23 protein-coding genes are annotated in these 24,887 nt (G+C 70.6%); 12 read left to right on the top strand and 11 right to left on the bottom strand.

Translation table 11 applies throughout. The features are described 5' to 3' along the window. The first annotated feature begins 47 nt into the window (after window positions 1-47). The 3 genes from B7K26_RS06395 (at window position 48) to B7K26_RS06405 (ending at window position 2,519) form a co-directional block, all read left to right on the top strand. A complete protein-coding gene (locus B7K26_RS06395; protein WP_143340538.1) occupies window positions 48-1,511 on the top strand; it encodes a S1C family serine protease in 1,464 nt (487 codons plus the stop codon). Between the two features lie 96 nt (window positions 1,512-1,607). Continuing rightward, entirely contained in the window at window positions 1,608-1,952 is a 345-nt protein-coding gene (locus B7K26_RS06400; protein WP_084078094.1) for a DUF2200 domain-containing protein, read from the top strand. A gap of 141 nt (window positions 1,953-2,093) precedes the next feature. Continuing rightward, window positions 2,094-2,519 carry an acyl-CoA thioesterase gene (locus B7K26_RS06405; protein WP_375537575.1) on the top strand — a complete coding sequence of 142 codons (426 nt, stop codon included), beginning with the start codon at window positions 2,094-2,096 and terminating at the stop codon, window positions 2,517-2,519. A gap of 16 nt (window positions 2,520-2,535) precedes the next feature. Here the strand turns inward: B7K26_RS06405 and B7K26_RS06410 are convergent, their stop codons facing one another. After that, window positions 2,536-3,381, bottom strand: a complete 846-nt coding sequence (locus B7K26_RS06410) for a formate/nitrite transporter family protein (RefSeq protein ID WP_084078602.1) — start codon at window positions 3,379-3,381, stop codon at window positions 2,536-2,538. Between the two features lie 100 nt (window positions 3,382-3,481). Here B7K26_RS06410 and B7K26_RS06415 point away from each other — a divergent pair, with 100 nt between their 5' ends. Beyond that, the gene (locus B7K26_RS06415) at window positions 3,482-4,738 is read left to right on the top strand and encodes an LCP family protein (protein ID WP_234998722.1); all 1,257 of its coding nucleotides are present in this window, start codon (window positions 3,482-3,484) and stop codon (window positions 4,736-4,738) included. Window positions 4,739-4,747: 9 nt separating this feature from the next. Here the strand turns inward: B7K26_RS06415 and B7K26_RS06420 are convergent, their stop codons facing one another. After that, the gene (locus B7K26_RS06420; RefSeq protein ID WP_084078095.1) at window positions 4,748-5,341 is read right to left on the bottom strand and encodes a GNAT family N-acetyltransferase; all 594 of its coding nucleotides are present in this window, start codon (window positions 5,339-5,341) and stop codon (window positions 4,748-4,750) included. Between the two features lie 19 nt (window positions 5,342-5,360). Further along, entirely contained in the window at window positions 5,361-5,954 is a 594-nt protein-coding gene (locus tag B7K26_RS06425; RefSeq protein WP_084078096.1) for a TetR/AcrR family transcriptional regulator, read from the bottom strand. A gap of 88 nt (window positions 5,955-6,042) precedes the next feature. On the opposite strand from B7K26_RS06425, the gene B7K26_RS06430 reads away from it, so the two are divergent. Then, window positions 6,043-7,023 carry a hypothetical protein gene (locus tag B7K26_RS06430; protein ID WP_084078097.1) on the top strand — a complete coding sequence of 327 codons (981 nt, stop codon included), beginning with the start codon at window positions 6,043-6,045 and terminating at the stop codon, window positions 7,021-7,023. 474 nt (window positions 7,024-7,497) lie between these two features. Next, window positions 7,498-8,883, top strand: coding sequence for an O-antigen ligase (locus B7K26_RS06435; RefSeq protein WP_159449629.1), 1,386 nt, complete (start codon window positions 7,498-7,500; stop codon window positions 8,881-8,883). Between the two features lie 62 nt (window positions 8,884-8,945). On the opposite strand, the gene ppgK is transcribed toward B7K26_RS06435, so the two are convergent. After that, window positions 8,946-9,773 carry a polyphosphate--glucose phosphotransferase gene (gene ppgK, locus B7K26_RS06440; protein WP_143340541.1) on the bottom strand — a complete coding sequence of 276 codons (828 nt, stop codon included), beginning with the start codon at window positions 9,771-9,773 and terminating at the stop codon, window positions 8,946-8,948. After that, on the bottom strand, window positions 9,770-10,651 hold the full coding sequence (map, locus tag B7K26_RS06445) for a type I methionyl aminopeptidase (protein WP_143340543.1): 882 nt from the start codon (window positions 10,649-10,651) through the stop codon (window positions 9,770-9,772). Before map ends, ppgK begins: the two co-directional genes overlap by 4 nt. Before the next feature lie 31 nt (window positions 10,652-10,682). Between map and B7K26_RS06450 the strand changes: the two genes are divergently transcribed. Continuing rightward, window positions 10,683-10,871 (top strand): SPOR domain-containing protein, encoded by a 189-nt coding sequence (locus tag B7K26_RS06450; protein ID WP_143340545.1) that lies wholly within the window; start codon window positions 10,683-10,685, stop codon window positions 10,869-10,871. Further along, window positions 10,868-11,380, top strand: a complete 513-nt coding sequence (locus tag B7K26_RS06455; RefSeq protein ID WP_084078101.1) for a hypothetical protein — start codon at window positions 10,868-10,870, stop codon at window positions 11,378-11,380. Before B7K26_RS06450 ends, B7K26_RS06455 begins: the two co-directional genes overlap by 4 nt. 65 nt (window positions 11,381-11,445) lie before the next feature. Here B7K26_RS06455 and B7K26_RS06460 read toward each other — a convergent pair whose 3' ends face one another. The 3 genes from B7K26_RS06460 to B7K26_RS06470 form a co-directional block, all read right to left on the bottom strand. Then, window positions 11,446-12,120, bottom strand: coding sequence for an SDR family NAD(P)-dependent oxidoreductase (locus B7K26_RS06460; RefSeq protein WP_084078102.1), 675 nt, complete (start codon window positions 12,118-12,120; stop codon window positions 11,446-11,448). Window positions 12,121-12,149: 29 nt separating this feature from the next. Further along, window positions 12,150-12,950 (bottom strand): 3-methyl-2-oxobutanoate hydroxymethyltransferase, encoded by an 801-nt coding sequence (panB, locus tag B7K26_RS06465; protein ID WP_084078103.1) that lies wholly within the window; start codon window positions 12,948-12,950, stop codon window positions 12,150-12,152. Between the two features lie 124 nt (window positions 12,951-13,074). Beyond that, the gene (locus tag B7K26_RS06470; protein ID WP_084078104.1) at window positions 13,075-14,715 is read right to left on the bottom strand and encodes an NAD+ synthase; all 1,641 of its coding nucleotides are present in this window, start codon (window positions 14,713-14,715) and stop codon (window positions 13,075-13,077) included. Between the two features lie 74 nt (window positions 14,716-14,789). Here B7K26_RS06470 and B7K26_RS06475 point away from each other — a divergent pair, with 74 nt between their 5' ends. The 4 genes from B7K26_RS06475 to B7K26_RS06490 are packed head-to-tail and all read left to right on the top strand — an operon-like array spanning window position 14,790 to window position 21,077. After that, window positions 14,790-16,124 (top strand): glutamine synthetase family protein, encoded by a 1,335-nt coding sequence (locus tag B7K26_RS06475; protein WP_084078105.1) that lies wholly within the window; start codon window positions 14,790-14,792, stop codon window positions 16,122-16,124. A gap of 6 nt (window positions 16,125-16,130) precedes the next feature. After that, on the top strand, window positions 16,131-19,130 hold the full coding sequence (locus tag B7K26_RS06480; RefSeq protein ID WP_084078106.1) for a bifunctional [glutamine synthetase] adenylyltransferase/[glutamine synthetase]-adenylyl-L-tyrosine phosphorylase: 3,000 nt from the start codon (window positions 16,131-16,133) through the stop codon (window positions 19,128-19,130). Next, entirely contained in the window at window positions 19,127-19,996 is an 870-nt protein-coding gene (locus tag B7K26_RS06485; protein WP_084078107.1) for a hypothetical protein, read from the top strand. The genes B7K26_RS06480 and B7K26_RS06485 overlap by 4 nt, the downstream gene beginning before the upstream one ends. Window positions 19,997-20,027: 31 nt before the next feature. After that, entirely contained in the window at window positions 20,028-21,077 is a 1,050-nt protein-coding gene (locus tag B7K26_RS06490; RefSeq protein WP_084078108.1) for a hypothetical protein, read from the top strand. A 16-nt stretch (window positions 21,078-21,093) separates the two neighbouring features. Here the strand turns inward: B7K26_RS06490 and B7K26_RS06495 are convergent, their stop codons facing one another. The 3 genes from B7K26_RS06495 to B7K26_RS06505 are packed head-to-tail and all read right to left on the bottom strand — an operon-like array spanning window position 21,094 to window position 24,673. Continuing rightward, window positions 21,094-21,945, bottom strand: coding sequence for a carbohydrate kinase family protein (locus B7K26_RS06495; protein ID WP_084078109.1), 852 nt, complete (start codon window positions 21,943-21,945; stop codon window positions 21,094-21,096). A 2-nt stretch (window positions 21,946-21,947) separates the two neighbouring features. Further along, entirely contained in the window at window positions 21,948-22,988 is a 1,041-nt protein-coding gene (locus B7K26_RS06500) for a LacI family DNA-binding transcriptional regulator (protein WP_084078110.1), read from the bottom strand. Between the two features lie 38 nt (window positions 22,989-23,026). Then, entirely contained in the window at window positions 23,027-24,673 is a 1,647-nt protein-coding gene (locus B7K26_RS06505; protein ID WP_084078111.1) for a glycoside hydrolase family 13 protein, read from the bottom strand. Window positions 24,674-24,887: the final 214 nt, after the last annotated feature.

Genomic DNA, 24,887 nt, shown 5'->3' on the forward strand with positions numbered 1-24,887 from the left:
GGTTCGGTTGACTCATCAGTAGGAACCCGCCATTGGAGGAGGAGACCATGACCGAGCAGCACCCCCCGCAGAACTCCGGCTTCGCCGCTCCCGACCCGCTTCCCGAGGTTGCGGCCACGGACGGCGCGACCGCCGCGGCGTACACGGGCACCGGCGGCGCGGCGGCCCCGGAGGTCGAGGTCGCACCCCGCAAGCAGCGCAGCCCCCGAGCGCGCAAGTTGGTCGCCTTCGGCGCGGTCTCCGCGCTGGCGGTGGGGGCCGTCGCGACGGGCCTCATCGTCACCACCGACCGCGGGGACACGGCCGACGCTGCCTCCGCGTACGTCGAGGACGGCACGGGTGCCGACTCCACGAGCCCCGACTGGGAACAGCTCTACCGTGACCTCTACGAGTCGCTGCAGGAGCAGGGCCAGCAGGGCACCCAGGAGACCCCCGATCAGGGAGACACGTGGTCGGGCAACTCCGTGCCCGGCGGTAACGGGTATTCGGGCGGCACCGACGGCTACGGCACTGACGGCGGCCTCGGGAGCCAGTACGGAGGCACCGGGACCCTGCAGGAGGACGCGACGACCGCGAGCGACGCGGAGTCCACGGGAATCGTCCTCATCGACACCGTGCTGGGCTACCAGAGCGCGGAGGCAGCCGGATCGGGCATGGTCCTGACGGACGACGGCCTGATCCTGACCAACAACCACGTGGTCGAGGGAGCGACGGACATCACCGTCACCATCGGCTCGACGGGGGAGACCTACACCGCCAACGTGATCGGCACGGACGCCACCGAGGACGTCGCGCTGCTCCAGCTCCAGGGCGCCTCCGGCCTCACGACCGTCACGATCGATGACGACGAGGTGGCGGTCGGTGACACCGTGACGGCGGTCGGCAACGCCGAGGGCGGCGGCGTGCTGATGGCAGCCGACGGCTCGGTCACCGAGCTCGACTCCTCGGTGACCACCTCATCGGAGTACGGCGTGGAGGGCGAGACCCTCGACGGCATGATCGAGTTCGCGGCCGACGTGGTGGGCGGCGACTCCGGCGGCGCCCTCATCGACGACGAGGGCGAGGTGGTCGGCATGACCACCGCCGCCTCGAGCGGCACCGCCACGACCATCGCCTACGCCGTGCCCATCGACGAGGCGCTCGAGATCGCGCAGCAGATCCAGGACGGCGACGAGTCCGGCACCGTCAGCATCGGCTACCCGGCAATGCTCGGCGTCGCCATCGCCAGCGACTCCGCCGGCGTGCAGGGTCAGTGGGGAAGCCAGGGTCAGACCGCCACCGAGGGCGCCACCGTTCAGGGCGTGTACGACGACACCCCCGCCGCCAAGGCCGGGCTCGAGGCGGGCGACATCATCACCGCCGTCGACGGCACTGCCGTCGCCAGCGCGAGCGCGCTGTCCGAGGCCATCTCCGCCTACGAGCCCGGCGACTCCGTCACCCTCACCTGGACCGACTCGACCGGCGCCGAGCAGCAAGCCACGGTCACCCTCACCGAGGGTCCCGTCGCCTAACGCGACACGACGCAACCACGCCGCCAGGCCGCCACCCGCATGGGTGGCGGCCTCGCGGCATGTCCGCGCCGGCATCGGCGGTACTACCCTTGCCGCATGGCGCGCAACATCGGAGACCTCCTCTTTTCCGCGGTGTACCCGCTCTACATTCAGAAGGTGGAGCGCAAGGGACGCAGCCAGGCAGAACTCGACGAGGTCATCACGTGGCTCACGGGCTTCGATAAGCGGGCCATCGACGGCTACGCGGCCGACGAGTCCACGTTCCGCGACTTCTTCGACGCCGCGACCCTCAACCCGAACGCCGGCCTCATCACGGGAGTGATCTGCGGCTACCGCGTCGAGGAGATCGAGGACCCGCTCACGCAGAAAGCCCGCTACCTCGACAAGCTGGTCGACGAGCTCGCCAGGGGCAAGGCCATGGAGAAGATCAAGCGCGCGTAGGCGGTTATCCGGGACCTTGGTCATGGGCACCCCGCGACCAGGAGTAGGGTCGAAAGTGCCCGGCCCAGCGTGGTGCTGAACATCCGCCCACGCCCTTACCCGGAGGCCCTTGTGCAATCCCAGGTCGACCCGACCTCGCCCGTGACCATTCGTCCCGCCCAGGAACGCCTGACGTTCCGCTCGCGCCGGTGGGTGCGTCCCGAGGACCTCAACGCTCACGGTGCGCTGTTCGGGGGATCGCTGCTGAGGTGGATCGACGAGGAGGCCGCGATCCACGCGATCCTCCAGCTGGGTAACCGCAAGGCCGTCACCAAGTACATCTCCGAGATCGACTTCGTCTCGAGCGCCAAGCAGGGCGACATGATCGAGATGGGCATCTCCGTGCTGTCGTTCGGCCGCACCTCGCTCGCCATGCGCGCTGAGGTGCGCAACATGATCACGCGTAGCCCCATCCTCACCATCGACAAGATGGTGTTTGTCAGCGTCGACGATGAGGGACGGCCGGTGCCTCACGGCCGCACGTCGCCCATCGACATCGCGGCGGAGGGCTCGGTCGCGCCCCTCTAGGCGGCCGATGCCGGGGCTAGGCCCCGATGCTCGTCGCGCGCTTGCGGAGGTGGCGGCTCGAGTCGTTGGCGTACGCGTAGTACCAGCCGATGAGGAGGCCGCCGCCCACGAGGTTGCCGGCGAGGACGATGGCGAGGTTGCCGAGCGCGAGGCCCCAGTCGAGGCCGCCCTGGAACGCCTCGATGGTGAACAGGACGGTGTTCGCGACGGAGTGCTCGAAGCCCACGAAGGCGAAGACGAACACGGTCGAGATCATCGCGAGCGCCTTCATCACCTCGTTCTTGATCATGCCGTTGTAGATCATCAGCATGCCGAGGTTGATCATGAAGTTACACAGCATCGCGCGAATGAACAGGTCGAGGCAGCCAGCGAAGCCGCCCGCGACGTACGCCAACTTGGTGTCGACTGAGCCCGCCATCTGGATGCCGATCTCGCCGGAGGCGAGGGTGGATCCCCACACCATGAGCGCGATGACGAGCCCGCCGATGATGTTGCCGAGGTAGCACAGCACCAGGACGCGCGCGCCGCGGAAGGCGGAGATGGCCCGGTGGTAGCGGCCGATCGAGACGATCATCATGTTCGACGTCAGCAGCTCTGACTTGCTGTAGTAGATGAACACCAGGGCGAAGCCGAAGAAGAGCGCGCCCACCAGGTGTCCCACGCCCTCGAGGCCCGATTCGCCGAACGCGGCGAAGACGGCGAACTCGGTGAGGTACATGATGCCGATGATGGCTCCCGCCATCACGGCCCTCATCACGAAGACGCGGGCGAGGCCGCCCGTCATCCTCGTCTTCGTCTCGAGCGCATCGAGCACGGTGGAGATGAACTGCTTGCCGGGGAACAGTCGCGCCTCATCCGTCATGGGATCCACGCTAGTCATCTGAGACGCATCGTGCCTGGGACGGGCGTCCTGGAGGGCCCGCCTCCCACGTCTGAGTCCAGGGCAGGGCTACCCTCAGGGCGTGACCTCGGACAACCACGAGCGCGAAACCCCTCGGAGCGCGAACCGGCCCATGCCCCCCTCGGTGCCGCCGCGCCCCAAGCGCGTCTCGACCCATCAGCCCGCCCCGCGGCCCTCGGCCCGCCCGGGCGGCGAGCCTGTCGTCGACCCCACGCGTGCCATGCCGGCGCAGCCGCGCTCGCCGCGGCCCCAGCGCCAGCAGCAGCGCAGCCAGCAGCCTCCCAGCTACGCGCCGCAGGGGCGCCCCGCGGCGCCTCAGCGTGGCGCGGCGCCCGGGCAGGAGCGCTACGAGGCGGCGGCGCCCGCCGCGCCTCGTCCTCGCCGACGCAAGCACCGGTGCTGCACCGTCGCGCTTGTGGTGCTTGCCATCCTGGTGGCGCTCGGCCTGTGGTTCATGGTGTGGGTCAACGGGCAGATCAACCACGTCGACGCGCTGTCGGGAGCGGCCGATACTCCCGGCGAGACGACCCTCATCGTCGGATCCGACTCGCGCGAGGGCTGGGACAACGACGACGGCACCGAGGGCGCGCGGACCGACACGATCATGGTGCTGCACAAGCCCGAGTCGGGGCCTGTCGCGCTGATTTCGATTCCGCGTGACTCCTACGTGGCGATCCCGGATCACGGCAAGAACAAGATCAATGCCGCGTTCTCGTTCGGCGGCCCGCAACTGCTCGTCGAGACCGTCGAGGGCCTGACCGGCCTCACCATGGACCACTACATGGAGATCGGTCTCACGGGCGTCGAGGACATGGTCGACGCGGTCGGCGGGGTGGAGCTCTGCTACGACCAGGACGTCTCCGACAAGAAGTCCGAACTCGAGTGGGAGGCGGGGTGCCACATGGCCGACGGCGAGACCGCCCTCGCGTTCGCGCGCATGCGCTACTCGGACCCGCTCGGTGACATCGGCCGTGCCGAGCGTCAGCGTCAGGTGGTCGCGGCGGTGTCCGAGGAGATCCTCAGCCCGTCGACGCTGCTCAATCCGGCGAAGATGATCCCGGTCACCTCGGCGACGCTCGGCGCGTTCCGTGTGGACGAAGGCACGGGCGTCATGGGTCTGGCCAGCATCGCGCTGGACCTGCGCGCGGGGCTCGGCGGCCAGGCGGTCACGGGAACGCCCCCGATCACCTCGCTGGGTTATGGGGTGTCGGGAGTGGGTTCGACGGTCCTGCTCACCGAGGAGGAGCTGCCGCAGTTCTGGGAGGACATCGCCGAGGGTAACTTCGACCCCGGCGAGGAGGTGGGTGGCGTCAACTGACGCCGCCGCTCACCGGCCGCCGTCGAGCCGCGCGGTGAGGCTTGCGCGCACCGTGGGCCACTCGGTCGCGATGATCGAGAACACCACGGTGTCGCGCAGCGTGCCGTCCTTCCACACCATGTGAGAGCGCAGCACGCCGTCCTGCTTTGCTCCCAGGCGGGCGATGGCCGCTCGCGACTGGTGATTGTGCCAGTGGGTACGGAACTCCACGGCGTGGCAGCCAAGGTCCTCAAACGCTCGGGTGAGGAGGAGTAGCTTCGCCGCAGTGTTGATTCCCGTGCCCTGGGCCTCCCGGCCGAGCCACGTCGACCCGATCTCAAGGCGCCGGTGCTGAGCGGTGAGGTGGAGGTAGGTCGTCATCCCCACGGGCGCGTCGGTGGCGCGGTCAATCACTGCCCACGAGGCGATCTCTCCGGAGCGCTGTCGTGCGATGCGACGCGCGATCTCCGCCTCCATCTCGTCCGGCGAGGGGACCGTGGTCACCCACGTGCGCCAGAGGTCGTCGACGGCGACGGCGCGGGCGAGGCCGTCGCGATGTGCGAGGCTCAGCGGCTCGAGGCGGGTGTGGGAGTTCTCGAGGACCGGGGAGTCGCTGAATGCCATGGCCGCACTCTAGGGCGCGCTACGCGGGTGGCGCGGTGACGGCGCGCAGCATGGGCACCAGAGCGCCGTCGACCACGGCGGCGAACTGAGGTTCGGTGCCGCTGGTGCGGCTGAAGATCAGCTCGTGACGCAGGACGGCGACGATGACCCTGAGCGCCGCGGCAGGCACGGGCGTCGGGCCGAGCTCGCCCGCGGCGGCGGCAGCATCGGTGACGTCGCGCAGCCACTCCTCGAGGTGGGTGAAGGTCAGCGCGCCCACGCGCTCGATGTGTGCCTCGTCGACCTCGCCGATGAGGCCGCGCATGGTGGCGACGTCGGCGGGGGAGATGCGCGCGGCCATGCCATTGAGCAGTGCCAACAGGTCGGTGCGGAGGTCGCCGGTGACCGCCGCGGGAGGGGTGGCGAAGCGGTGAGGAATAAACGCGTCAATGACCATGTCGGCTCGCGACGAGAACCGGCGGTACAGCACGGGCTTCGACGTCTGGGCGCGGCGCGCGACGCCCTCAAACGTCACCCCGGCGAACCCGAACTCGGCGAGCTCGGCGCGCACGGACTCGCGGATCGCCTCGAGCAGCTCGGCGTCGCGTCGGCGACGGGGGGTCGCGTCGGTCATCGGCTCTCCTTCATCTTGGGGATCACCCTATCGAGCGTCATAAGATACGATACGTATCGTATCTAACCGAGTCCTTTGGAGGGGAATCATGTCCACCACCGCCACCGCAAGCAGCGGGCGCACCATCGCCGGCCTCGCCGTCGGCCTGTCGCTGCTGCTGTCGATCATGCTGCTGTGCTTCGGCCTGCCCGCCATCAACTCGTCGCCTCAGGACGTGCCGCTCGGCATCGTCGGGGATGAGCAGACCGCGGGCGCGCTGGGCTCCGCCCTCGAGGCCGCGCAGCCGGGCGCGTTCGAGGTGACCGTCTACGCCGACGCCGCCGCGGCCGAGGACGCCATCCTGAACCGCGAGGTCTACGGCGCGCTCATCCCCGGGGCCGACGGCCTCACCCTGGACATCGCCACGGCGGCGTCCCCGACCGTGGCATCGGCCCTCACCGCCATGGGCGAGGCCGTGGGTGCACAGTCGGGCACCGAGGTGACCGTCAACGACCTCGTGCCGACCTCGGAAGACGACCCCAAGGGCATCGGCCTGTCCGCCGGCGCGCTCCCCATCGCGCTCGGTGGCTTCATGGCTGGTGTGGCGACCACGCTGCTCATTCGCGGCACCCGTGAACGCCTCATCACCATGGGCGTCTTCGGCGTCGTCGCCGGTCTGGCGATGACCGCGATCCTCGAGTTCGTGTTCGGCACGCTGACGGGCAACTTCCTCGCTACCTCGGGCGCCGCGATTCTCGGCATCATCGCCACGGGCATGACCGTGTTGGGGCTCGAGAGCCTGCTCGGCCGGCCAGGCATCGCCGTGGGTGCGCTCTTCGTGGTGCTGCTCGGCAACCCGCTGTCCGGCCTCACCAGCGCGCCCGAGCTGCTGCCCCAACCCTGGGGTGCCATCGGCCAGCTGCTGCCCCCTGGCGCCACCGGCACGCTGCTGCGCAACGTGGCCTTCTTCGACGGGGCGGCCATCGCGCAGCCCATCATCGTGCTGTGCTGCTGGCTCGCGTTCGGGGCCGCGCTGCTGTGGCTGAGCGCACGGCGCCGGCCAGCCGAGCAGGTGGCCGAGGCTGCCTAAGCCGCCTCCCGCATCGGCCGTCCGGGCTCCCCACGGTGGGAGTGCGGGCGGCCGATGTGCATCCGGGCCCGGACATGAGACGACCCCGGCGTCGCAAGGGGGGCTAGCGACACCGGGGTCGGATGCCATCGAGGCGCAGCTCGCATCGGGGGGGAAGCGGCGCGCCATTCACGCATCGGGTTCATCATGTCACGGTTGCGTCGAAAAAGTCACGCCACGCCGGGCATTCGCAGCAAACTCTGAGAGTCATGGCGGCGGCCCCCGGCGGCCTCCGCCGACAGCGAGCCGCGGTCGCTCGGCGCGGATAGACTTCGACGGACAACCCCCCCTAATTGCCCTCGACGGGCCGCGGCTCGCGTGGGCGCCCGTGCGCCCCGGGCTGCGCGATGAGCACAGGAGAACTACGTGACGAGCATGGCGTCGAGGACGGCCCCCACACGAGGGTGGATCACGTCGACCCGAGCCCATGAACTCTTGACGATCTGGGCGGTCGTCTTCCTCACCTCGGGCCAGGGCTTCCGCTACCTCCTGGGGATCCCGCTGTACGCGGTGGTGGCCATCGCGACCGTGGTGCTGGTCGTGGTCAGCTTTCGTCCCACATGGCGCGATCTGGCGCCGCCGCTGCTCATCGGCGCGTTCGTTGCCCTGGTCACCGCGTCCATCCTGTGGTCGGCGACCCGCGGGGTCACGGCGCTCGCCGCCGTCGTCACGATCGCGACAACGCTCGTGGCGATCATTACCGTGCGCGGCTCCACCAACGTGCGCTTCATGGTGCTCCTGCTGCGCGGGCTGCAGGTGAGCCTCGCGCTCGGGATCGCCTTCGAGCTCTTTGTCGCCGTCGTCATTCGCGGACCGCTCGAGCCGTTCGCCACGGGGCTGAGCGACCTGGCGGGCCACGGCTCGACCGTCGTCTGGTCGGACGGACAACTCTTCTCGGGCGGACCCATCGAAGGCTTCGTCGGCAACCGCAACCCGTTCGGTGCGATCGCGCTGCTGACCGCGATCGTCGCGCTCGTGCTGGTCCTCGAGCGCCGCATCAGCAAGATCGACTTCCTCGTCACCATGGCGGCGGCCCTCTTCGTTCACGTGATGACGATGTCGGCCACCGTGACCGCGGCGGGCGCGCTGGTGGTGGTGCTGATCGCCGCCGCGTTCGTCCTGCGCCGTGCGCGCGGCGTCGTCAAGCGCTACCTGTCTTTCACGATGCTCGCCGGGCTCGCGATCGGCTCCGTGCTGGTGCTGAAGTATCGGGACCTGCTGTTCGCGGCGCTCGACCGCCGTGGCGACCTCACCAACCGCACCTTCATCTGGGATGAGGTCGTGCACTACGCCTGGCAGCGTCCCGAGGGTTGGGGATTCGTGGGGTACTGGCCCGTGTGGGACGAGCCGTACTCGAGCATCGTCGACTCGGTGCAGGAGCAGGCGGGGTGGCCCGTGGTCCCCACGCACGCCCACAACGCCTTCCTGGACGCCTGGCTGCAGCTGGGCCTCATCGGGCTCGCGCTGCTGCTGGTGATCGTGGTGCTCATGTTCGGCTCCGCGTGGCGACTCGTGGAGCGCGCCGAGCGAGGCGACAGTTACATCCCGCTGGGGTGGGCGCTGCTTGCCGCCGTGCTCGCCGTGCAGTCGCTCACCGAGTCGCGCATGCTCGTCGAGAGCGGCTGGTTCCTGGTGGTGGCGCTGTATTGCATGGGCCCGCAGGTGTTCACGCTGACGGTGGTCGACCCCGACCTGGTGCATTACGGCACGCGTCTCGAGCAGCGTCCTCCGCGCGAGCCGGGGACGCGCTGGTGGCGCAGGCGTGACGGCGGCGGGGCGGTCACGACGACGGACGAGCCGCAGTCGCCCGCGGCGCCCTAGGAGGCGCGGATACGGGAACGCCGCCGCCCTGCGCTAGCGAGGGCGGCGGCGTTCATCCGACGTCAGTGGCGCTCGTGCGCCTTCTTCTCGGCCTTCGCCGCCTTCTTCTTTTCGGCCTTGCGCTTGGCTTCGTCGCGCTCGAAGGCCTCGTGAGCGAAGGCCGCGGCACCCACGATGCCGGCGCCGTTGCGCAGCTCGGCGGGGACGATGGGCGCGCGAAGCGTGAGGTGCGGCAGGAACATGTGGTGCGACTTGGACACGCCGCCGCCCACGATGATGAGGTCCGGCCACAGCAGCCGCTCCATCTCGGAGTAATACTTCTGGAGGTTGGCGGTCCAGCCCTCCCAGTCGAGGCCAAGGCGGTCGCGGGCGGACTCCGCGGCCATGTGCTCCGCGTCCTCGCCGTCGATGAGGATGTGGCCCATCTCGAGGTTGGGCACCAGCTCGCCGTTGACGATCAAGGCCGTGCCGATGCCGGTGCCAAGCGTCGTCATCAGTACCGAGCCGTCGCGCCCGTGGGCTGCGCCGAAGTGGTGCTCGCCGAACCCTGCCGCGTCGGCATCGTTCAGCACGTACACGTCGTGCCCCGAATAGTCGCGGATGATGGTGCGCAGGTTGGTGCCGATCCACGACTCGTCGACGTTGGCGGCCGTCTTGACCACGCCGTCCTGGATCACGCCGGGGAAGGCGACACCCACCGCGGTCTTGCGCCCCGGCTCGAAGCGCGCGATGCACTTGGCGACGGTCTTGGCGACCGCCTCGGGGGTCGCCGGATCCGGGGTGGGGATCCGGTAGCGCTCCTCGGTGAACTCTCCGGTCTTGAGGTCGACGGGAGCGGCCTTGATGCCCGTCCCGCCGATGTCGACTCCCAGTGCGATGCGCTTGCTCATGGCAGTGTCAGAACCTCCGGGCCTTCCTCGGTGATCACGATCGTGTGCTCAAACTGCGCCACCCACGAGCTGTCGTTGGTGACGACGGTCCAGCCGTCGTCCCACTCGTCGGACTCCTCGGAACCCATGCACAGCATCGGCTCCACGGTGAAGACCATCCCCGGCTCGATGACGTCGTCGTGGTAGGGCGCGGCGTCGTAGTGGGGGATGACGAGGCCCGTGTGGAAGGCCGGGCCCACGCCGTGGCCGGTGTAGTTGCGCACAGACTCGTAGCCAAAGCGGGCGGCGTACTTCTCGATCACGCGGCCGATGACGTTGACCTCGCGGCCCACGCGCGCGGCCTTGACGCCGCGCATCATCGCCTCGTGGGTGACCTCGACGAGCTGGCGTGCATCGGCCGAGCCCTCGCCCGCGATGAACGACCCGCAGTTGTCGCCGTGGACGCCGTTCTTGAAGGCGGTGATGTCGACCTTCACGATGTCACCCTCCTGGATGACCGTGGAGTCGGGGATGCCGTGACAGATGACCTCGTTGACGGACGTGCACAGCGCCTTGGGGAACGGCGGGCGGCCCGCCGAGCCGGGGTATCCCAGCGTGGACGGGTAAGCCTGGTGGTCGAGGACAAACTCGTGGCCGATGCGGTCGAGCTCGTCCGTGGTGACGCCCGGCTCGACGTGGCGGCCCACCTCGGCAAGCGCCTGCGCCGCGATGCGGGCGGAGATGCGAATCTTCTCGATGGTTTCGGGGGAGTGGACGTCCCCGCCCTTCCAGGTCGCGGCCTTCTTGCGGCCCACATACTCCGGACGGGGGATGTCCTTGGGGACGTCCCTCCACGGCGACACGACGCCCTTGCTGATGTTCTCGCGCACGGGGCTCATGCCTGGCAGTCTATTCATGGAGGCGATGACAATGACAAGCGAGACCGAGTTCTGGTTCAACACCAAGACCCGTGAGGTCGAGGAGGGCAAGCGCAGCTCCTGGGAGAACCTGATGGGTCCCTACGGCACGCGCGCCGAGGCGGAGAGTGCCCTCGCGACCGCGGCCCAGCGCACCAAGGACTGGGACGAGGACGACAAGGAGTGGCGCGAGGGCTCGTGACGCGATCTGCGGTCGTCACGCGCGCCGGGTTCTGGTCGCGCTGGGCGCTTCTAGTGTTGCTCGTGGCGGGCGTGGCCGATGCCGCCTGGTGGATGTGGTCGGTCGGAAGCCTCGCATTCGCTGACGTGACGGGCACTGACTGGCTCGGATTCGGACTCGGCCTGGTCACGGGAGCGGCGCTCGCTGGCACCCTGTGGCCCATGGGCACCTGGGTGGTGCGGACGATCCGCGGCCGGCCCGGAGGGCCTCGGGCGGGCGACGCGCGCGCCCTCTGGGGTGCCAGGTCCGTCGAGCGCAGGATCGCATACGCGGTATGCGCGGTGAACGGGGTTGCGTGCGTGATGCTGGCGGTGTGCGCCCTCAGCGCGGCTCTCGACCACCAGGTGCGCATCCACGCTGGCGTCCTCGCGGTGACGTGCGCGGCGGGCGTGTGGGCAGCGCTGGTCTTCGCGCGGGGGAAGGCGTGGGGCGGTGCGTCTGCGCGCCCTGTGTCCGTGACTGCGCGCTAGCGGGACATGAGAGTCGCTTGAGGCGATTCCGTGACACTTATGTCCCGCCAGGGCACACCCGTGGCCTACTCCCGACCGTCCTCGAGCGGGATGAGCATGTCGCGGAACTCGCCCGGCTCCGCGTGCAGGCGCCAGATGCGTTCGGCGACATCCTCGATGCCGTTGTCGAGTTGCAACTTGGGGATCGCCCCGGGAATCACGAGCTGGCGCACGCGGATGCCCTCGTCGCTCAACTGCTCGTGGAGCATCTCGCCGTACGCGGTCTCGGCGGGGAAGGCGATGGAGGTGCCGGCGAAGCCCGCACGCGACTTCACCGAGGTGCCGCCGTTGATGAGGATGATCGAGCCGTCGCCGGCCTCACGCATGGAGGGCAGGACGGCGCGGGCGGCGTGCATGAGGCCGAGCGCGGAGAACCGCAGCGCCTCGAGGGCGAGCGCGGGGTCGGTGTCGAGCACCGGCTTCAGGTAGTCGCGTGAGGGCAGGGGGCTGTACTGCAGCGCGGTGATGGGGCCAAGCTCGCCGGCCGCATCGGCCAGCGCGGCCTCGAGCTGGCGGCCGTTGCGCACGTCGGCGAGGTACGGCTTGGCCGTCACGCCGTCGGCGGCGAGCTCCTCGACGAGGTCGTCAAGCTTTGCCTCGTCACGCGCGATCAGCGCGACGGAGAAACCCTCGCGTCCAAAGCGACGGGCGACGGCAGCGCCCAGTCCCGGGCCGGCTCCAACGATGGCGAGCGTGGGCATGGTGAATCCTCCTGTGTCGCGAGCGGTCGTTAGGAGTCGAACGTGTGCTCGGCGGCCGGGAATTCCCCACCCTTGACCGCGGCCACGTAGGCCGCGGCGCCATCGGTCATCGCCTGGCCCACCGCGGCGAACTGACGCGAGAAGCGCGGGTGCCAGTCGCCCACGCCCATGGCGTCGAGCCACACCAGCACCTGACCGTCGGTGTGCGCGCCGGCGCCGATGCCGATGGTGGGGATGTCGAGCGCCGCGCTGATCTTCTCGGCGATCGGGGCCACCACCATCTCCAGCACCACGGCGAACGCGCCCGCCTCCTGGAGCGCCACGGCATCGGCCAGGAGCGCGTCGTAGCCGCCGTCGCCGCGCCCCTGGACGCGGTGACCGCCGAGGGCGTTGGCCGACTGCGGCGTGAAGCCCAGGTGGCCGCAGAACGGGATGCCGGCATCGGTCACGGCCTTGACCTGGGCGGCGACGCGGCGCCCGCCCTCAAACTTGATGGCCTCGGCGCCCGAGAGCTTCATCATGCGGATCGCGGAGGTCACGGCCTGCTCGGGGGAGACCTCGTACGTGCCGAACGGGAGGTCGGCGACCACGAAGGCGCGCTCGGCGCCGCGCGCGACGGCACGGGCGAACGGGATCATCTCGTCGAGCTCGAGCGGGACCGTCGAGTCCATGCCCAGCATGTTGTCGCCCATCGAGTCGCCCACGAGGAGCATGTCCACGCCGGCGGCGTCGAATGCGCGTGCGCTGGGGTAGTCGTAGGCGGTGAGCATGGTGATCTTCTCGCCACGCGCCTTCATCTCGGCGAAGTGGTGGATCCTGACCTTCTTCATGCCCACCACTCTAGGCCGCGCCCCGCCGGTGCAAATGTCCCCATTTGCGGCACGAGACGGCCGCTGGAGCCGCAAATGTCCCCATTTGCGGCATGAGAGGCGGCCGATGCCGTGGCGCGGCTGGTTAGACCTCGCGCCACCGGCTGGTGATAGGCAGGCGGCGGTCGCGGCCGAAAGCGAGGGCGGTCACCTTGGGGCCCGGCGGGTACTGGCGGCGCTTCCACTCGGCGCGGTCCACGAGGGACAGGACGCGGTCCACCACCGCCTCGTCGTAGCCGCGCGCGAGGAGTTCCTCGCGGCCCTCGGCGTGCTCCACGTAGGCATCCAGGACCTCGTCGAGAAGGTCGTACGGCGGCAGCGAGTCCTGATCCACCTGGCCGGGTCGCAGCTCGGCGCTCGGGGGCTTCTCGATCGAGTTGACCGGGATCGGCTCGACCTCGCCGCGGCGCGCGGCGTCGGCATTGCGCCACCGGGCGAGGTCCCACACCCGCGTCTTGTCAACGTCCTTGAGCGGGGCGAAGCCGCCGATCGAGCCCGCGTCGTAGATGGTCGCGTAGCCCGTGGCGAGCTCGGACTTGTTGCCCGGCGCGATCACCAGGTGGCCCTCGCGGTTCGAGATCCCCATGAGGATGACGCCGCGCACTCGCGCCTGCAGGTTCTCCTCCGCCACGCCCTCGAGAGCCAGCTGGCCCTGGAACGCGTCGACGACCGCGGCGATGGGCTCCACCCGGTAGTCCGCGCCCAGGCGCTTCGCGAGGTCGGCGGCATCGTCCTTCGAGTGATCGGAGGAGAACGACGAGGGCATCGAGACACCCACGACGTTCTGACCGCCGATGGCGTCCGCCGCGATGGCTGCGGTGAGCGCGGAGTCGATGCCCCCCGACATTCCCAGGATGACCGAGCGGAAGCCGTTCTTGACGACGTAGTCCCTCAACCCGGTGACACAGGCCCGGTACACCTGCTCGGTGTCCGAGGCGAAGTCGACCACGGAGGCCTGGGCCGCCGGGGCATCGGCCGCCGGAAGGTCCCACACCAGTAGCGCGTCCTCGAAGCCGGGAGCGTTAGCGAGCCAGGACCCGTCCGCGCCCACGATGAACGAGTGGCCGTCGAAGACCAGGTCATCCTGGCCGCCCCACAGGTTGACGTAGGCCAGGGGAGCGCCCACCTCGGCGGCGCGGCGGCGCGCGAGGTCGGTGCGGACGCGTCCCTTGCCCTCCTCGAACGGCGAGCCGTTGAGCACCGCGAGAAGGTCGACGCCGGCATCGGCCACCTGGGCCACGGTGCCGCCGTCCACCCAAATGTCCTCGCAGATGGCGACGCCGACGCGTCGACCGTCGACCTCCACGACGCAGGCGTCCTCGCCCGAGGCGAAGATGCGGCGCTCGTCGAACACTCCGTAGTTGGGAAGGTGGTGCTTGTTGTAGCGGGCGATCACCTCGCCGCCGCGCAGCACGGCGGCCTGGTTGAACGGACGACCGGAGGCGGCCACGCCGAGCGTGCCGACGATGACCGTGAGGTGGCCGAGCCCGTCGTCGGCAAGGCCGGAGGCGAGGGAGTCGACGGCGGCCGCCGCTGCCCGCTGGAAGCTCTCGCGCAGCGCCAGGTCCTCGATCGGGTAGCCCGTCATCACCATCTCGGGGAACACCACGAGCCGCGCGCCGGCGGCATCGGCCTCCTGGCATCGCGAGCGGACAAGTGTGCTGTTACCAGCGATATCTCCCACGCAGGGGTTGACCTGGGCGAGCGCGACGCGAAGCTCCGACATGCGGTCAGCCTATCCGCCGCCACGCGGGCGCCAGGCGTTACGCGGTTGTCACATGGATAGGGCAGGATGGGCGCATGGACAAGCAGCAGGAATACGTGCTCCGCAGCGTCGAGGAGCGGGACATCCGGTTTATCCGCCTGTGGTTCACCGACGTGCTCGGCGTGCTGAAGTCGGTGGCGATCGCCCCGGCGGAACTCGAGAACGCCTTCAGCGAGGGCATCGGCTTCGACGGCTCGGCCGTCGAGGGCCTGACGCGTGTGTACGAGGCGGACATGCTCGCGCTTCCCGACCCGTCGACGTTCCAGATCCTGCCGTGGCGTGGCGCACGCCAGGGTGCTGCCCGCATGTTCTGCGACATCGCGACGCCCGACGGCGAGCCCGCGCTGTCCGACCCGCGCCAGGTGCTGAAGCGGACCCTCGACAAGGCCTCCGCGCAGGGCTTCACGTTCTACACGCACCCCGAGATCGAGTTTTACCTGCTCGAGAAGCCCGAGCCCGGCCAGGCCCCCAAGCCCGTCGACCGCGCCGGCTACTTCGACAACGTGCCGCGCGGCACTGCCCACAACTTCCGCCGCGAGGCGATCACGATGCTCGAGTCCATGGGCATCTCGGTCGAGTTCAGCCACCACGAGGCGGGCCCCGGCCAGAACGAGATCGACCTGCGCTACGCGGACGCGCTGTCGATGGCCGACAACATCATGACGTTCCGCACCGTCGTGAAGGAGGTGGCGCTCGAACAGGGCGTCTTCGCCTCCTTCATGCCCAAGCCGCTGTTCGACGCACCCGGCTCCGGCATGCACACGCACATGAGCCTGTTCGAGGGCGACCGCAACGCCTTCTACGAGGCCGGCGCCGACCACAACTTGTCGCCGGTGGCGCGCCAGTTCATCGCGGGCCTCCTGAAGTACGCCCCCGAGATCACGGCGATCACCAACCAGTACGTCAACTCGTACAAGCGCCTGTGGGGAGGCGCCGAGGCGCCGTCCTACGTCTGCTGGGGCTCGAACAACCGCTCGGCGCTGGTGCGCATCCCGGTGCACAAGCCGGGCAAGGGCCAGTCGACCCGCGTGGAGTACCGCGCGATGGACTCGGCCGCCAACCCGTACCTGGCCTTCTCCGTGCTGCTCGCCGCGGGCCTCAAGGGCATCGAGGACGGCCTCGAGCTGCCCGAAGGCGCCGAGGACGACGTGTGGGAGCTGAGCGACGCCGAGCGCAAGGCCATGGGCTACGAGCCGCTTCCCGCGTCCCTCTCGGACGCCATCCAGGCGATGGAGCGGTCCGAGCTGGTGGCGGAGACGCTCGGGGAGCGGGTCTTCGACTTCGTGCTGCGCAACAAGCGCGCGGAGTGGGAGGCGTACCGCGCCCAGGTGACGCCCTACGAGCTCGAGCAGTACCTGCCCGTCCTCTAGGCCGCCGTGGCGAGTTCGCGAGAGGCATCCCCGGCCGCGCTGCTGAGACGGGCGGGGGTGGCGGACACCACGCGCGCCCTCGACCTCATCGGCCAGATTGAGGCGGTCACCGGCGCCACGCTGGATGACCCCGCCAACGCGCTGTCGTACCTGGCAGACCCCGACGCGGGCCTGCTGCAGCTGCTCCGGGTCGCGGAGGCGGCGCGCGATGCAGGGCTGCTTGCGGACCTCGTGGCGCTGCGCGACAGCGAGGCGGGGGCAAGGCTCGGAGTCGTGCTGGGCGGCTCCCTGGCGCTCGGCGACTTCCTGGTCCGTCACCCCGAGTACATCGCCGACTTCGCGGCCTGGCCGCGGGGACAGTCGTTCACCGCGGTCGACGCACGCGCTGTGCTCCTCGAAGCGGTGGGCGCCGATCCCGCGTCCGATGCCCCCGTCGCCACGGTCACCGGTGAGGCCGGCATTGCGGCGCTGAGGATCGCGTACCGTCGCCAGCTCATGCGCGTCGCGGCCGAGGACCTCTTCCACGCCACCCCGCCGGCCATCTTCCCCGAGGTGGGCGCCGCGCTCGCCGACCTCGCCGGCGCCGCCCTCGAGGCTGGCCTTGCCGTGGCCCGCGCGGACCTTCCCACCCACACTCACACGCGACTGGCCATCATGGGCATGGGCAAGTGCGGCGGCCGTGAACTGAACTACGTGTCCGACGTCGACGTCATCTTCGCCGCGGAGCCGGCGGGGGATGCCACGGAGGAGCAGTCGCTCAAGGCCGCGACGCGTCTCGCCGCTGCCGCCTCGCGCGCCTGTGACCGCCCGGGCGCCGAGCCGCCGCTGTGGCAGGTCGACGCCAACCTCAGGCCCGAGGGCAAGGACGGCGCGCTGGTCCGCAATCTCGCCTCGCACCAGGCCTATTACGAACGCTGGGCGGAGTCCTGGGAGTTCCAGGCGCTGCTCAAGGCCCGGCCCATCGCCGGGGACCGCGAGATCGGCGAGCGGTACGTCGAGGCGATGCAGCCGATGGTGTGGACAGCCGTCGAACGCGACGGCTTCGTGGAGGGCGCGCAGGCAATGCGCAGGCGCGTCGAGGAGCACGTGCCTGCCGAGGTGGCCGACCGCCAGATCAAGCTCGGAGCCGGCGGGCTGCGCGACGTCGAGTTCACCGTGCAGCTGCTGCAGCTGGTGCACGGCCGCCACGACGAGTCGCTGCGCTCGCGCACCACGCTCACCGCCCTCAAGGCCCTGCGCGACGGCGGGTACGTCGGCAGGCCCGATGCCGCCAAGATGGACCGCTCGTACCGCCAGTTGCGCGTCTGGGAGCATCGCCTCCAGCTGCGCAAGCTGCAGCGCACGCACCTCATGCCGGAGGACGAGGACGGCAGGCGCGCCCTCGCGCGGGCCTCGGGCTTCGCCACGCTCGAGTACATGGACGAGGTGTGGCACGACATCCGCCGCGACGTGCGCGCCATGCACCTCGAGATGTTCTACCGCCCCATCCTGCCGATGGTGGCGTCCCTCAGCGCCGACGAGGCAAGCCTCGACGACGCCGCCGCGCGCGCCAGGCTCGCCGCGGTCGGCTTCGACGACGCGCAGGCAGCGCAGCGTCACATCGCCGCGCTCACCGAGGGCGTCTCACGCCGCGCTGCCATTCAGCGTCAGCTCCTTCCCGCGATGATCGGCTGGTTCGCGCAGGGCGCCGAGCCCGACGCGGGCCTGCTCGCCTTCCGCACGCTGTCGGAGAAGCTCGCCGATGCCCAGTGGTACCTCAAGCTCCTGCGCGACTCCTCTGCCGCCGCGCAGCGTCTCGCGCGGCTCCTGTCGACGTCCGCCTACGTCACGGATGCGCTGCTCGCCTCCGCCGAGTCCATCCCGTGGCTGGACAACGACGCCGACCTCGCGCCCCGCTCGAAGGAGCGGATGTGGGCGGAGGCCGATGCGATCCTGCGCCGCAGCGACGACGCCGAGCAGTGCATCACCGCGCTGCGTGGACTGCGTCGCCGCGAGCTCGCGCGGGTCGCGTCTGCCGACGTGCTCGGCCTCATCACGCCCGTCGAGGCCGCGGCCTCGGTGAGCGATAGTGCCGACGTCCTCATCGAGGGGGCCCTGCGGATCGCCGCTGCCGAGGTGGCCGCCGAGGCCGGGCTCGACGCGCTTCCCGTGCGCTTCCTGGTGGTGGCGATGGGTCGCTACGGCGGCTCCGAGATGGGATACACGTCCGATGCCGACGTGCAGTTCGTGTGGGACGGGTCCCATCCGGAGGGCCAGAAGCTCGCGGTCAAGGTCGCCCAGCGCGTGCGCAAGCTGCTGCAGTCGGTCTCCAGCCAGCCCGGTCTCGAGATCGACGCCGACCTGCGCCCCGAGGGCCGCAACGGGCCCCTCGCACGGTCGCTCGCGAGCTGCGCCGAGTACTACGGCAGGTGGTCCGACCCGTGGGAGGCGCAGGCGCTGCTGCGCGCGCGACCGTGCGCGGGCGACCAGGAGCTCGCCGCTGCCTTCGTCGCCATGATCGACGGCGTGCGCTACCCGCCCTCGCTGCCCGACGGGGCGCTGCGCCAGATGCGGACCCTTAAGGCGCGCATGGAGTCGGAGCGGTTGCCGCGCGGCGTGGACCCTCGCCGCCACCTCAAGCTCGGGCCCGGCGGGCTCAGCGACGTCGAGTGGTCCGTCCAGCGCCTTCAGCTGGAGCATGGCCACGAGTACCCAGCGCTGCGCACCACGCGCACGCTCGAGGGCCTCGATGCCGCGACGCGGGAGGGACTGATCGACGCCGCCGATGCCGCCGTGCTCGCCGAGGCGTGGCGCCTCGCGACCGACCTGCGCGGCGCCATCGCCCTGCGCGGGCGTACCCGCGACAGGGACGTGCTTCCCGGCGACTCGCGGGAGCTGGGTGTGCTCGCGGAGATCCTGTCGCTGCGCCTGTCGGGCGCGCAGCTGTCCGACCTTTACGGGCGCGTCACGCGGCGCTCTCGGGCCGTCACCGAGCGGGTGTTCTTCGGGTGGGAGAGCGATCAGTGAGGGCCCTGCGCACGCTGTTCTCCGCGGCGTGCATCCTCGCGGGAGCGCTCCTCATCGTGGCGTGGGGCGTGTCCACGGTGGCCGTGCGGACGGTCGAGGACGGCACCGCGCTGTCGGGCGCCGCGCGCGCGGCCTTCAGCGTGCCCTCGGTGGTCGACGCGATCTCGTCGCAGGTCCAGGACGACGCCGTCGGGGCGCTCGAGGACCGCGGCGTGAGCCTCGGCGGGCTCGGTCTCGAGGACGACGTGCGCGGCATCGTGGACTCCGCCGTGCGGTCGCCGGCGTTCGAGGACGCGGTGGTCGTCGCTGCCGACGACGCGCAGGCGCAGTTTTCCGCGGCGCTTACGGAAGCCGACCGCGCCTCCGCACCGCTGGTGTTGAGCGTGGATGTGTCCGACGTCGTCAATGCGCGCGTGGACGACCTCCCCGTGGCGGGCACCGCGGTGCCCGACCTGAGCCTGCCGCCGGTGCAGATCGAGGCCATCGGCGCCGAGACCATGGACGACGTGCGCACCACCTACGGATGGATGGAGTGCGCCGCCCAGTGGGGCCTGTGGGCGGGCATCGCGTTGCTGGTCACCGGCATCCTGGTCTCGCACCGCCGTCGGTGGTTCGTCGGCAAGGCGCTCCTGGCGGTGGGGGTGCTGTCGCTTGGCTTCGGGCTGGTGGTGCGGTTCGTCGAGCCCGACGCGATCCTGGCGTTCCTGCCGGGCGGAGCCGACGGGGCGCTCGGCACCCTGTGGGCCGACGTGCTCACCGACGAGGCCGGGCCACGGATCGCGAGCCGCGCCATCTGGCTGGGGGCGATCGCCCTCGCCGCCGCATGTGTTGCGATCCTGATCGGCCGCGCGGCACGTCGCCGCTAGCCTGGGGCCACCACACGACAAGGGGAGACACGTGAAGTTCCTGAGGATCATCGGCTCGGCATTCCTCGTCTTGCTGGGCTCGATGCTCATCGTGGCCTGGGCGCTGTCGCTCCAGGCCGTGCGGAGCATCGAGGACGGCACCGCGGCCGAGAAGCTCGTGACGACCACGCTCGAGGCGCCCGAGACGGCCAACCTCGTCGCCGACAAGGTCGAGGACCTCCTCGCCGAGCAGATCGACAGCACCGTGGGCGACATCGCGCTGGGCCTGCTCGACGATCAGATTCACGATGCGGTGGTCGCCTTCCTCCAGTCGGACGCCTTCCTTTCCACGGTCAAGACGGCGGGCAACGCCGCGCAGGACCGCCTCCTCGAGGCCATCTCCGACCCCGACCGGGAGCCCGGCCCTCTCGCGATCGACATCGCGCTCGGGGACCGCGTCAACGACGCGATCGACGAGATCCCCGTGGTCGGGGCGTTCATCCCTTCGCTCGACCTCCCCGAGTACTCCGTCGAGATCGTCGACGCCGCGACCTTCGAGGACGTCCGCAGCGCCTACTCGGCGATGACGTGGGTCTCGACCTGGTTCGTGTGGATTGGCATCGCCTTCATCGCCGCGGGAATCGCCCTGGCCCCGCGGTGGCGCCACTTCCTCCCGCGTGCGCTGCTGGCCGCCGGCATCTTCGGCATCGCGGTCGCCTTCGTGCTGGGCACCATGGGCCCGCGCACGATCGCCAGCTTCATGCCCGGCGGCCGCGAGGGCGGCCTGGGCACGCTGATCGAGGATGTCATCGGTGACACGGCGCTTTCTCCCGTGACGAACGTGCTGCTAACGCTCGGGCTCATCGCCCTCGCCCTCGCGGCCGTGTGGGCGCTGCTGCTGCGGTTCGTCCCCGCGCTCGGGGAGCGTCGCGACGCCGACGAGGCGGCGGCCGAGGCCGTGGAGGCCGACGCGGCGCACGACGGCGAGGTGACCGACACGACGGAACTGGCACAGGTGCCCTCCGCGGAGGCGCTCGCGCCCGATGCCCCCGGCGATCAGCCGCCGTCGGTCCCTCCCGCCGAGGAGCGCCGCCCCGACTGACGCGGGGCCGTCAGCATCAGCCCAGCAGGGGGCTGAGATGGCGGCTGGTGAGCGCACGCACCGCCTGGTGCGCTCCCGCCGTCAACTGACCGCGTACCGATTCGCCCGCGAGTTGTGCCATCAGGGCGCCCGCCGCAAACGCGTCGCCGGCACCGTTGGTGTCGACCACCTCGCACGCGGTGGCCGGCACCGTCGTGATGGCGCCGTCGCGTGTGAGGGCCTCGGCGCCGTCCGCCCCGAGCGTACGGATGGCGAGCGTCGCGTGGCCCGCCACGGCATCGGCCATGATGGCGCGGGTGTCGCCGGGGCCATCGTCGTTGAGCAGCACTGTCGAGCCGGCCTGGGCGAAGGGAAGGTGATACGACTCGCGACCGTCCCAGTCGTGCACGTCGGTCCACAGGGGCAGGCCGATGGCGCGGGCGGCAGGCAGCACGGCGAGGCCCACGGGGGACATGTCGATCACGAGCGCGTCTGCGTCGGCGAAGCGGGCGATGGCCGCCGCGATGTCGCTGGCGGTGGGTGGGCCCGGCGCGGCGGTGTACAGGGAGACGCGACCGCCCTCCGGCGTCATCAGGTTGGTGTGGGACTCGGTCACGTCGGCATCGAGGACCACGGTGTCGAGCCCGGTGTCGACGAGGGCGGTGCGCAGCCGCCTGCCGTTGTCGTCCCTCGCGAGGGGCGTCACGAGCGTCACGTCCGCGCCGAGGTCGAGGAGGTGCAGCGCCTTGCCGGCGCTGGTGCCGCCGACCGTCCACGAGGCGTGGCGGGCAAACCGCATGTGGGGACGCGGCTCCGGCAGAGCGTCGAGCTCGATGAGGTGATTCCAGGAGGCCGGCCCGCAGACGACGATGCGAGGCCGCGCCCGCATGCTCAGGCCTCGCGCAGACGCGACGTGGAGCGGCGGACCACCAGTTCGTAGGGGAGGTCCTCGTCGACGGCGTCCTGGCCCTGACCGGCGAGCTCGTCGACCACCAGTTGGGCCACCTGCTGGCCCTGGACCTCGGGGAACTGGTCGATGGTGGTGAGCCCGAAGAAGTCAGCGAGGTCGTGGCCGTCGATGCCCACGATCGAGAGGTCGCCCGGCACCGAACGGCCGAGGTCGCGCGCCGCGAGCATGGCGCCGATCGCCATCTCGTCCGAGGCGGCGAAGATGGCGGTGGGGTGCACGCGGGGGTCGCCGAGCAGCTGGAGCGTGGCCTCGTAGCCGCCCTCGATGGTGAAGTTCGCGTGCCGCACCAGCAGGGGATCGGGCTCGATGCCCGCGGCGGCGAGGGAGGCGTCGTAGCCCGCCCGTCGCGTGGCGGGCATCTGGAAGTCGCGCTCGAAGTCGGGGTCGCCAGTGATGTGCGCGATGTGCCGGTGTCCCAGGGCCAGCAGGTGGTCCGTGGCCAGGCGCGCGACGCCCATGTCGTCCAGGCTCAGCGTGTGCAGGCCGGGCAGCGGTCCGCCCAGGCCCACGACGGGGCGCGACAGGTCGCCCAGCGCGGTGCGCTCGTGATCGTCGAGCTCGAGGTTGACCGCGATGAGGGCGTCGACGCGCTGGCGGCGGAGGAACTCGTCGAACAGGCGCGAGCGGCGCTGCGCGCTCTCGGAGTCGATCTCCAGCCCGTCGGCGGGGGCCAGGTGGTACAGGGTGACGTCGTAGCCCGCATCGGCAAGGGTCCGCTGGGCGCCCTTGAGGACGGCCATGAAGAACCAGCTGTCGAGGTAGGGGAGCACCACGCCTACGTTGCGGGTGCGGCCGGAGGCGAGCGATGACGCCGAGGCGGAGACGACGTACCCCAGCTCCTTCGCGGCGGCCTCGACCCTCGCCTTGGTGGCGGGGGAGACCGACGACTTGCCGGCAAGCGCACGGGAGACCGTCGCGGTGGACACGCCAGCGAGTTCAGCGACCTTCTGAATCTTCGCCATCGACGTATCCCTTCGCGAACGGTCTCCCGGGACGCCTGTTAGCGCCGCAGCCAGACCGTGGTGTCCGCAGGAATGGTATCGGTCACCGGGGCGGAGGCCAGCAAGACCTCTCCGTCGGGAAGCGGCACCTCGACGCCGGGGTCGACAGCCGCCCACACCTCGATGCCGCCGGTACGGAACGCGAGAGCACCCTCGGGCACTCCGTCGATCCACTCGACCTCGCCCTCGGCCAGGCCCAGCTCGCGGCGCAGCCGCAGCGCCCTGCCGTAGAGGTTGAGAGTCGACGACGGGTCGTCCAGCTGCACGTCGCGCGCGAGGCCGGCCCACTCGGCGGGCTGGGGCAGCCAGGTGTCGCCCGTGGTGTTGAACCCGTAGGCGGGGGCATCGGCGCTCCACGGCAGCGGCACGCGGCAGCCGTCACGGCCGTAGCGCTCACCCTCGGTGCGGAACCAGGTGGGGTCCTGGCGCGCCTCGTCGGGGATGTCGATGGCCTCGGGAAGGCCGAGCTCCTCGCCCTGGTAGACGTACGCGGAGCCGGGAAGCGACAGCATGAGCGCTGACGCCGCGCGGCCGCGGCGCAGGCCGAGCACGGGGTCGGGAAGGCCGAGAGACTTGGGGCCGATGCCGTGGCCCTGCGGGTTCTCGGCGCTCAGCGCGAGACGACTCGCGTGGCGCACCACGTCGTGGTTCGACAGCACCCAGGTCGAGGGGGCACCGACCTTGCCAAACTCCTCGAGCGACTCGTCGATGACGCCGCGCAGGTCCGCGGCCTTCCAGTCGGTCTCGAGGTAGGCGAAGTTGAAGGCCTGGTGCATCTCGTCCGAGCGGACCCACTTGGCCATCTTCGACAGCGGCAGCACCCAGGCCTCGGCGGCGAGGACGCGGTCACCCTCGTACTCGTCGACGACGCGGCGCCAGCGGCGCCAAATGTCGTGGACGCCCTCGAGGCCGAAGTATGGCGACTGCGGGCCCTCGGTGCCGCCCATCGAGTTGGCGTCGTCGTCGAAGGTGAAGTCGGGAAGGCCGTCGGCCTTGATGAGGCCGTGTGCCACGTCGACGCGGAAGCCGTCGGCGCCGCGGTCCAGCCAGAAACGCAGGACGCGGTCAAACTCCTCGAGCACCTCGGGGTTGGTCCAGTCGAAGTCGGGCTGCGTCGAGTCGAACAGGTGAAGGAACCACTGGCCGGGGGTGCCGTCGGCGTTGACCGAGCGCGTCCAGGCGGGGCCGCCGAACACTGAGTGCCAGTTGTTGGGCGGCAGCTCGCCGGCCTCGCCGCGGCCATCGCGGAACACGTAGCGGGCGCGCTCGGGGGAGCCCTCGCCCGCGGCGAGCGCGGCCTTGAACCATGCGTGCTGGTCGGAGGAGTGGTTGGGGACGATGTCGACGATGACCCTGAGGCCCAGCTCGTGGGCGCGCGCCACCATCTCGTCGAAGTCGGCGAGGGTGCCGAAGAGGGGGTCCACGTCGGTGAAGTCGGCGACGTCGTAGCCGGCGTCCTTCTGCGGCGAGGTGTAGAACGGCGACAGCCAGATGGCGTCGACGCCGAGCGCGGCGAGGTCGTTCAGGCGCGAGGTGATGCCGGCGAGGTCGCCGATGCCGTCGCCCGAGGCATCCGAGAAGGAACGGGGGTAGATCTGGTAAATGACGGCGGTACGCCACCATTCGGCGGGAGCTGCGGTGCTCATCGGGGTCCTCTCGGAACGAATCATGCGGGCGGCGCGCGAAGGCGTGCCACGGGACGGGGCCGGTCGGGTCAGGCCCGCGGCTTGCCCACCAATGTAAACGTTTGCAGGCGTGGCGCGCAAACGCGACGATCCCCGCCGGCGTGGCGAGCGGCCGTGACTGTCGCCAAGCCCGGGACGTACGTCCCGCCGCGACCGCCGACACGGCGCCTAGCCT

Origin of the sequence: Demequina sp. NBRC 110057 (assembly GCF_002090175.1) — a bacterium.
GTDB lineage: Bacteria > Actinomycetota > Actinomycetes > Actinomycetales > Demequinaceae > Demequina.

Excerpts from the sequence above, each read along its gene's own strand:
- B7K26_RS06395 (WP_143340538.1), top strand. The coding sequence starts at position 48 with ATGACCGAGCAGCACCCCCCGCAGAACTCCGGCTTCGCCGCTCCCGAC.
- B7K26_RS06400 (WP_084078094.1), top strand. The coding sequence starts at position 1,608 with ATGGCGCGCAACATCGGAGACCTCCTCTTTTCCGCGGTGTACCCGCTC.
- B7K26_RS06410 (WP_084078602.1), bottom strand. The coding sequence starts at position 3,381 with ATGACGGATGAGGCGCGACTGTTCCCCGGCAAGCAGTTCATCTCCACC.
- B7K26_RS06420 (WP_084078095.1), bottom strand. The coding sequence starts at position 5,341 with ATGGCATTCAGCGACTCCCCGGTCCTCGAGAACTCCCACACCCGCCTC.
- B7K26_RS06425 (WP_084078096.1), bottom strand. The coding sequence starts at position 5,954 with ATGACCGACGCGACCCCCCGTCGCCGACGCGACGCCGAGCTGCTCGAG.
- B7K26_RS06430 (WP_084078097.1), top strand. The coding sequence starts at position 6,043 with ATGTCCACCACCGCCACCGCAAGCAGCGGGCGCACCATCGCCGGCCTC.
- ppgK (WP_143340541.1), bottom strand. The coding sequence starts at position 9,773 with ATGAGCAAGCGCATCGCACTGGGAGTCGACATCGGCGGGACGGGCATC.
- map (WP_143340543.1), bottom strand. The coding sequence starts at position 10,651 with ATGAGCCCCGTGCGCGAGAACATCAGCAAGGGCGTCGTGTCGCCGTGG.
- B7K26_RS06450 (WP_143340545.1), top strand. The coding sequence starts at position 10,683 with ATGACAAGCGAGACCGAGTTCTGGTTCAACACCAAGACCCGTGAGGTC.
- B7K26_RS06460 (WP_084078102.1), bottom strand. The coding sequence starts at position 12,120 with ATGCCCACGCTCGCCATCGTTGGAGCCGGCCCGGGACTGGGCGCTGCC.
- panB (WP_084078103.1), bottom strand. The coding sequence starts at position 12,950 with ATGAAGAAGGTCAGGATCCACCACTTCGCCGAGATGAAGGCGCGTGGC.
- B7K26_RS06470 (WP_084078104.1), bottom strand. The coding sequence starts at position 14,715 with ATGTCGGAGCTTCGCGTCGCGCTCGCCCAGGTCAACCCCTGCGTGGGA.
- B7K26_RS06475 (WP_084078105.1), top strand. The coding sequence starts at position 14,790 with ATGGACAAGCAGCAGGAATACGTGCTCCGCAGCGTCGAGGAGCGGGAC.
- B7K26_RS06495 (WP_084078109.1), bottom strand. The coding sequence starts at position 21,945 with ATGCGGGCGCGGCCTCGCATCGTCGTCTGCGGGCCGGCCTCCTGGAAT.
- B7K26_RS06500 (WP_084078110.1), bottom strand. The coding sequence starts at position 22,988 with ATGGCGAAGATTCAGAAGGTCGCTGAACTCGCTGGCGTGTCCACCGCG.
- B7K26_RS06505 (WP_084078111.1), bottom strand. The coding sequence starts at position 24,673 with ATGAGCACCGCAGCTCCCGCCGAATGGTGGCGTACCGCCGTCATTTAC.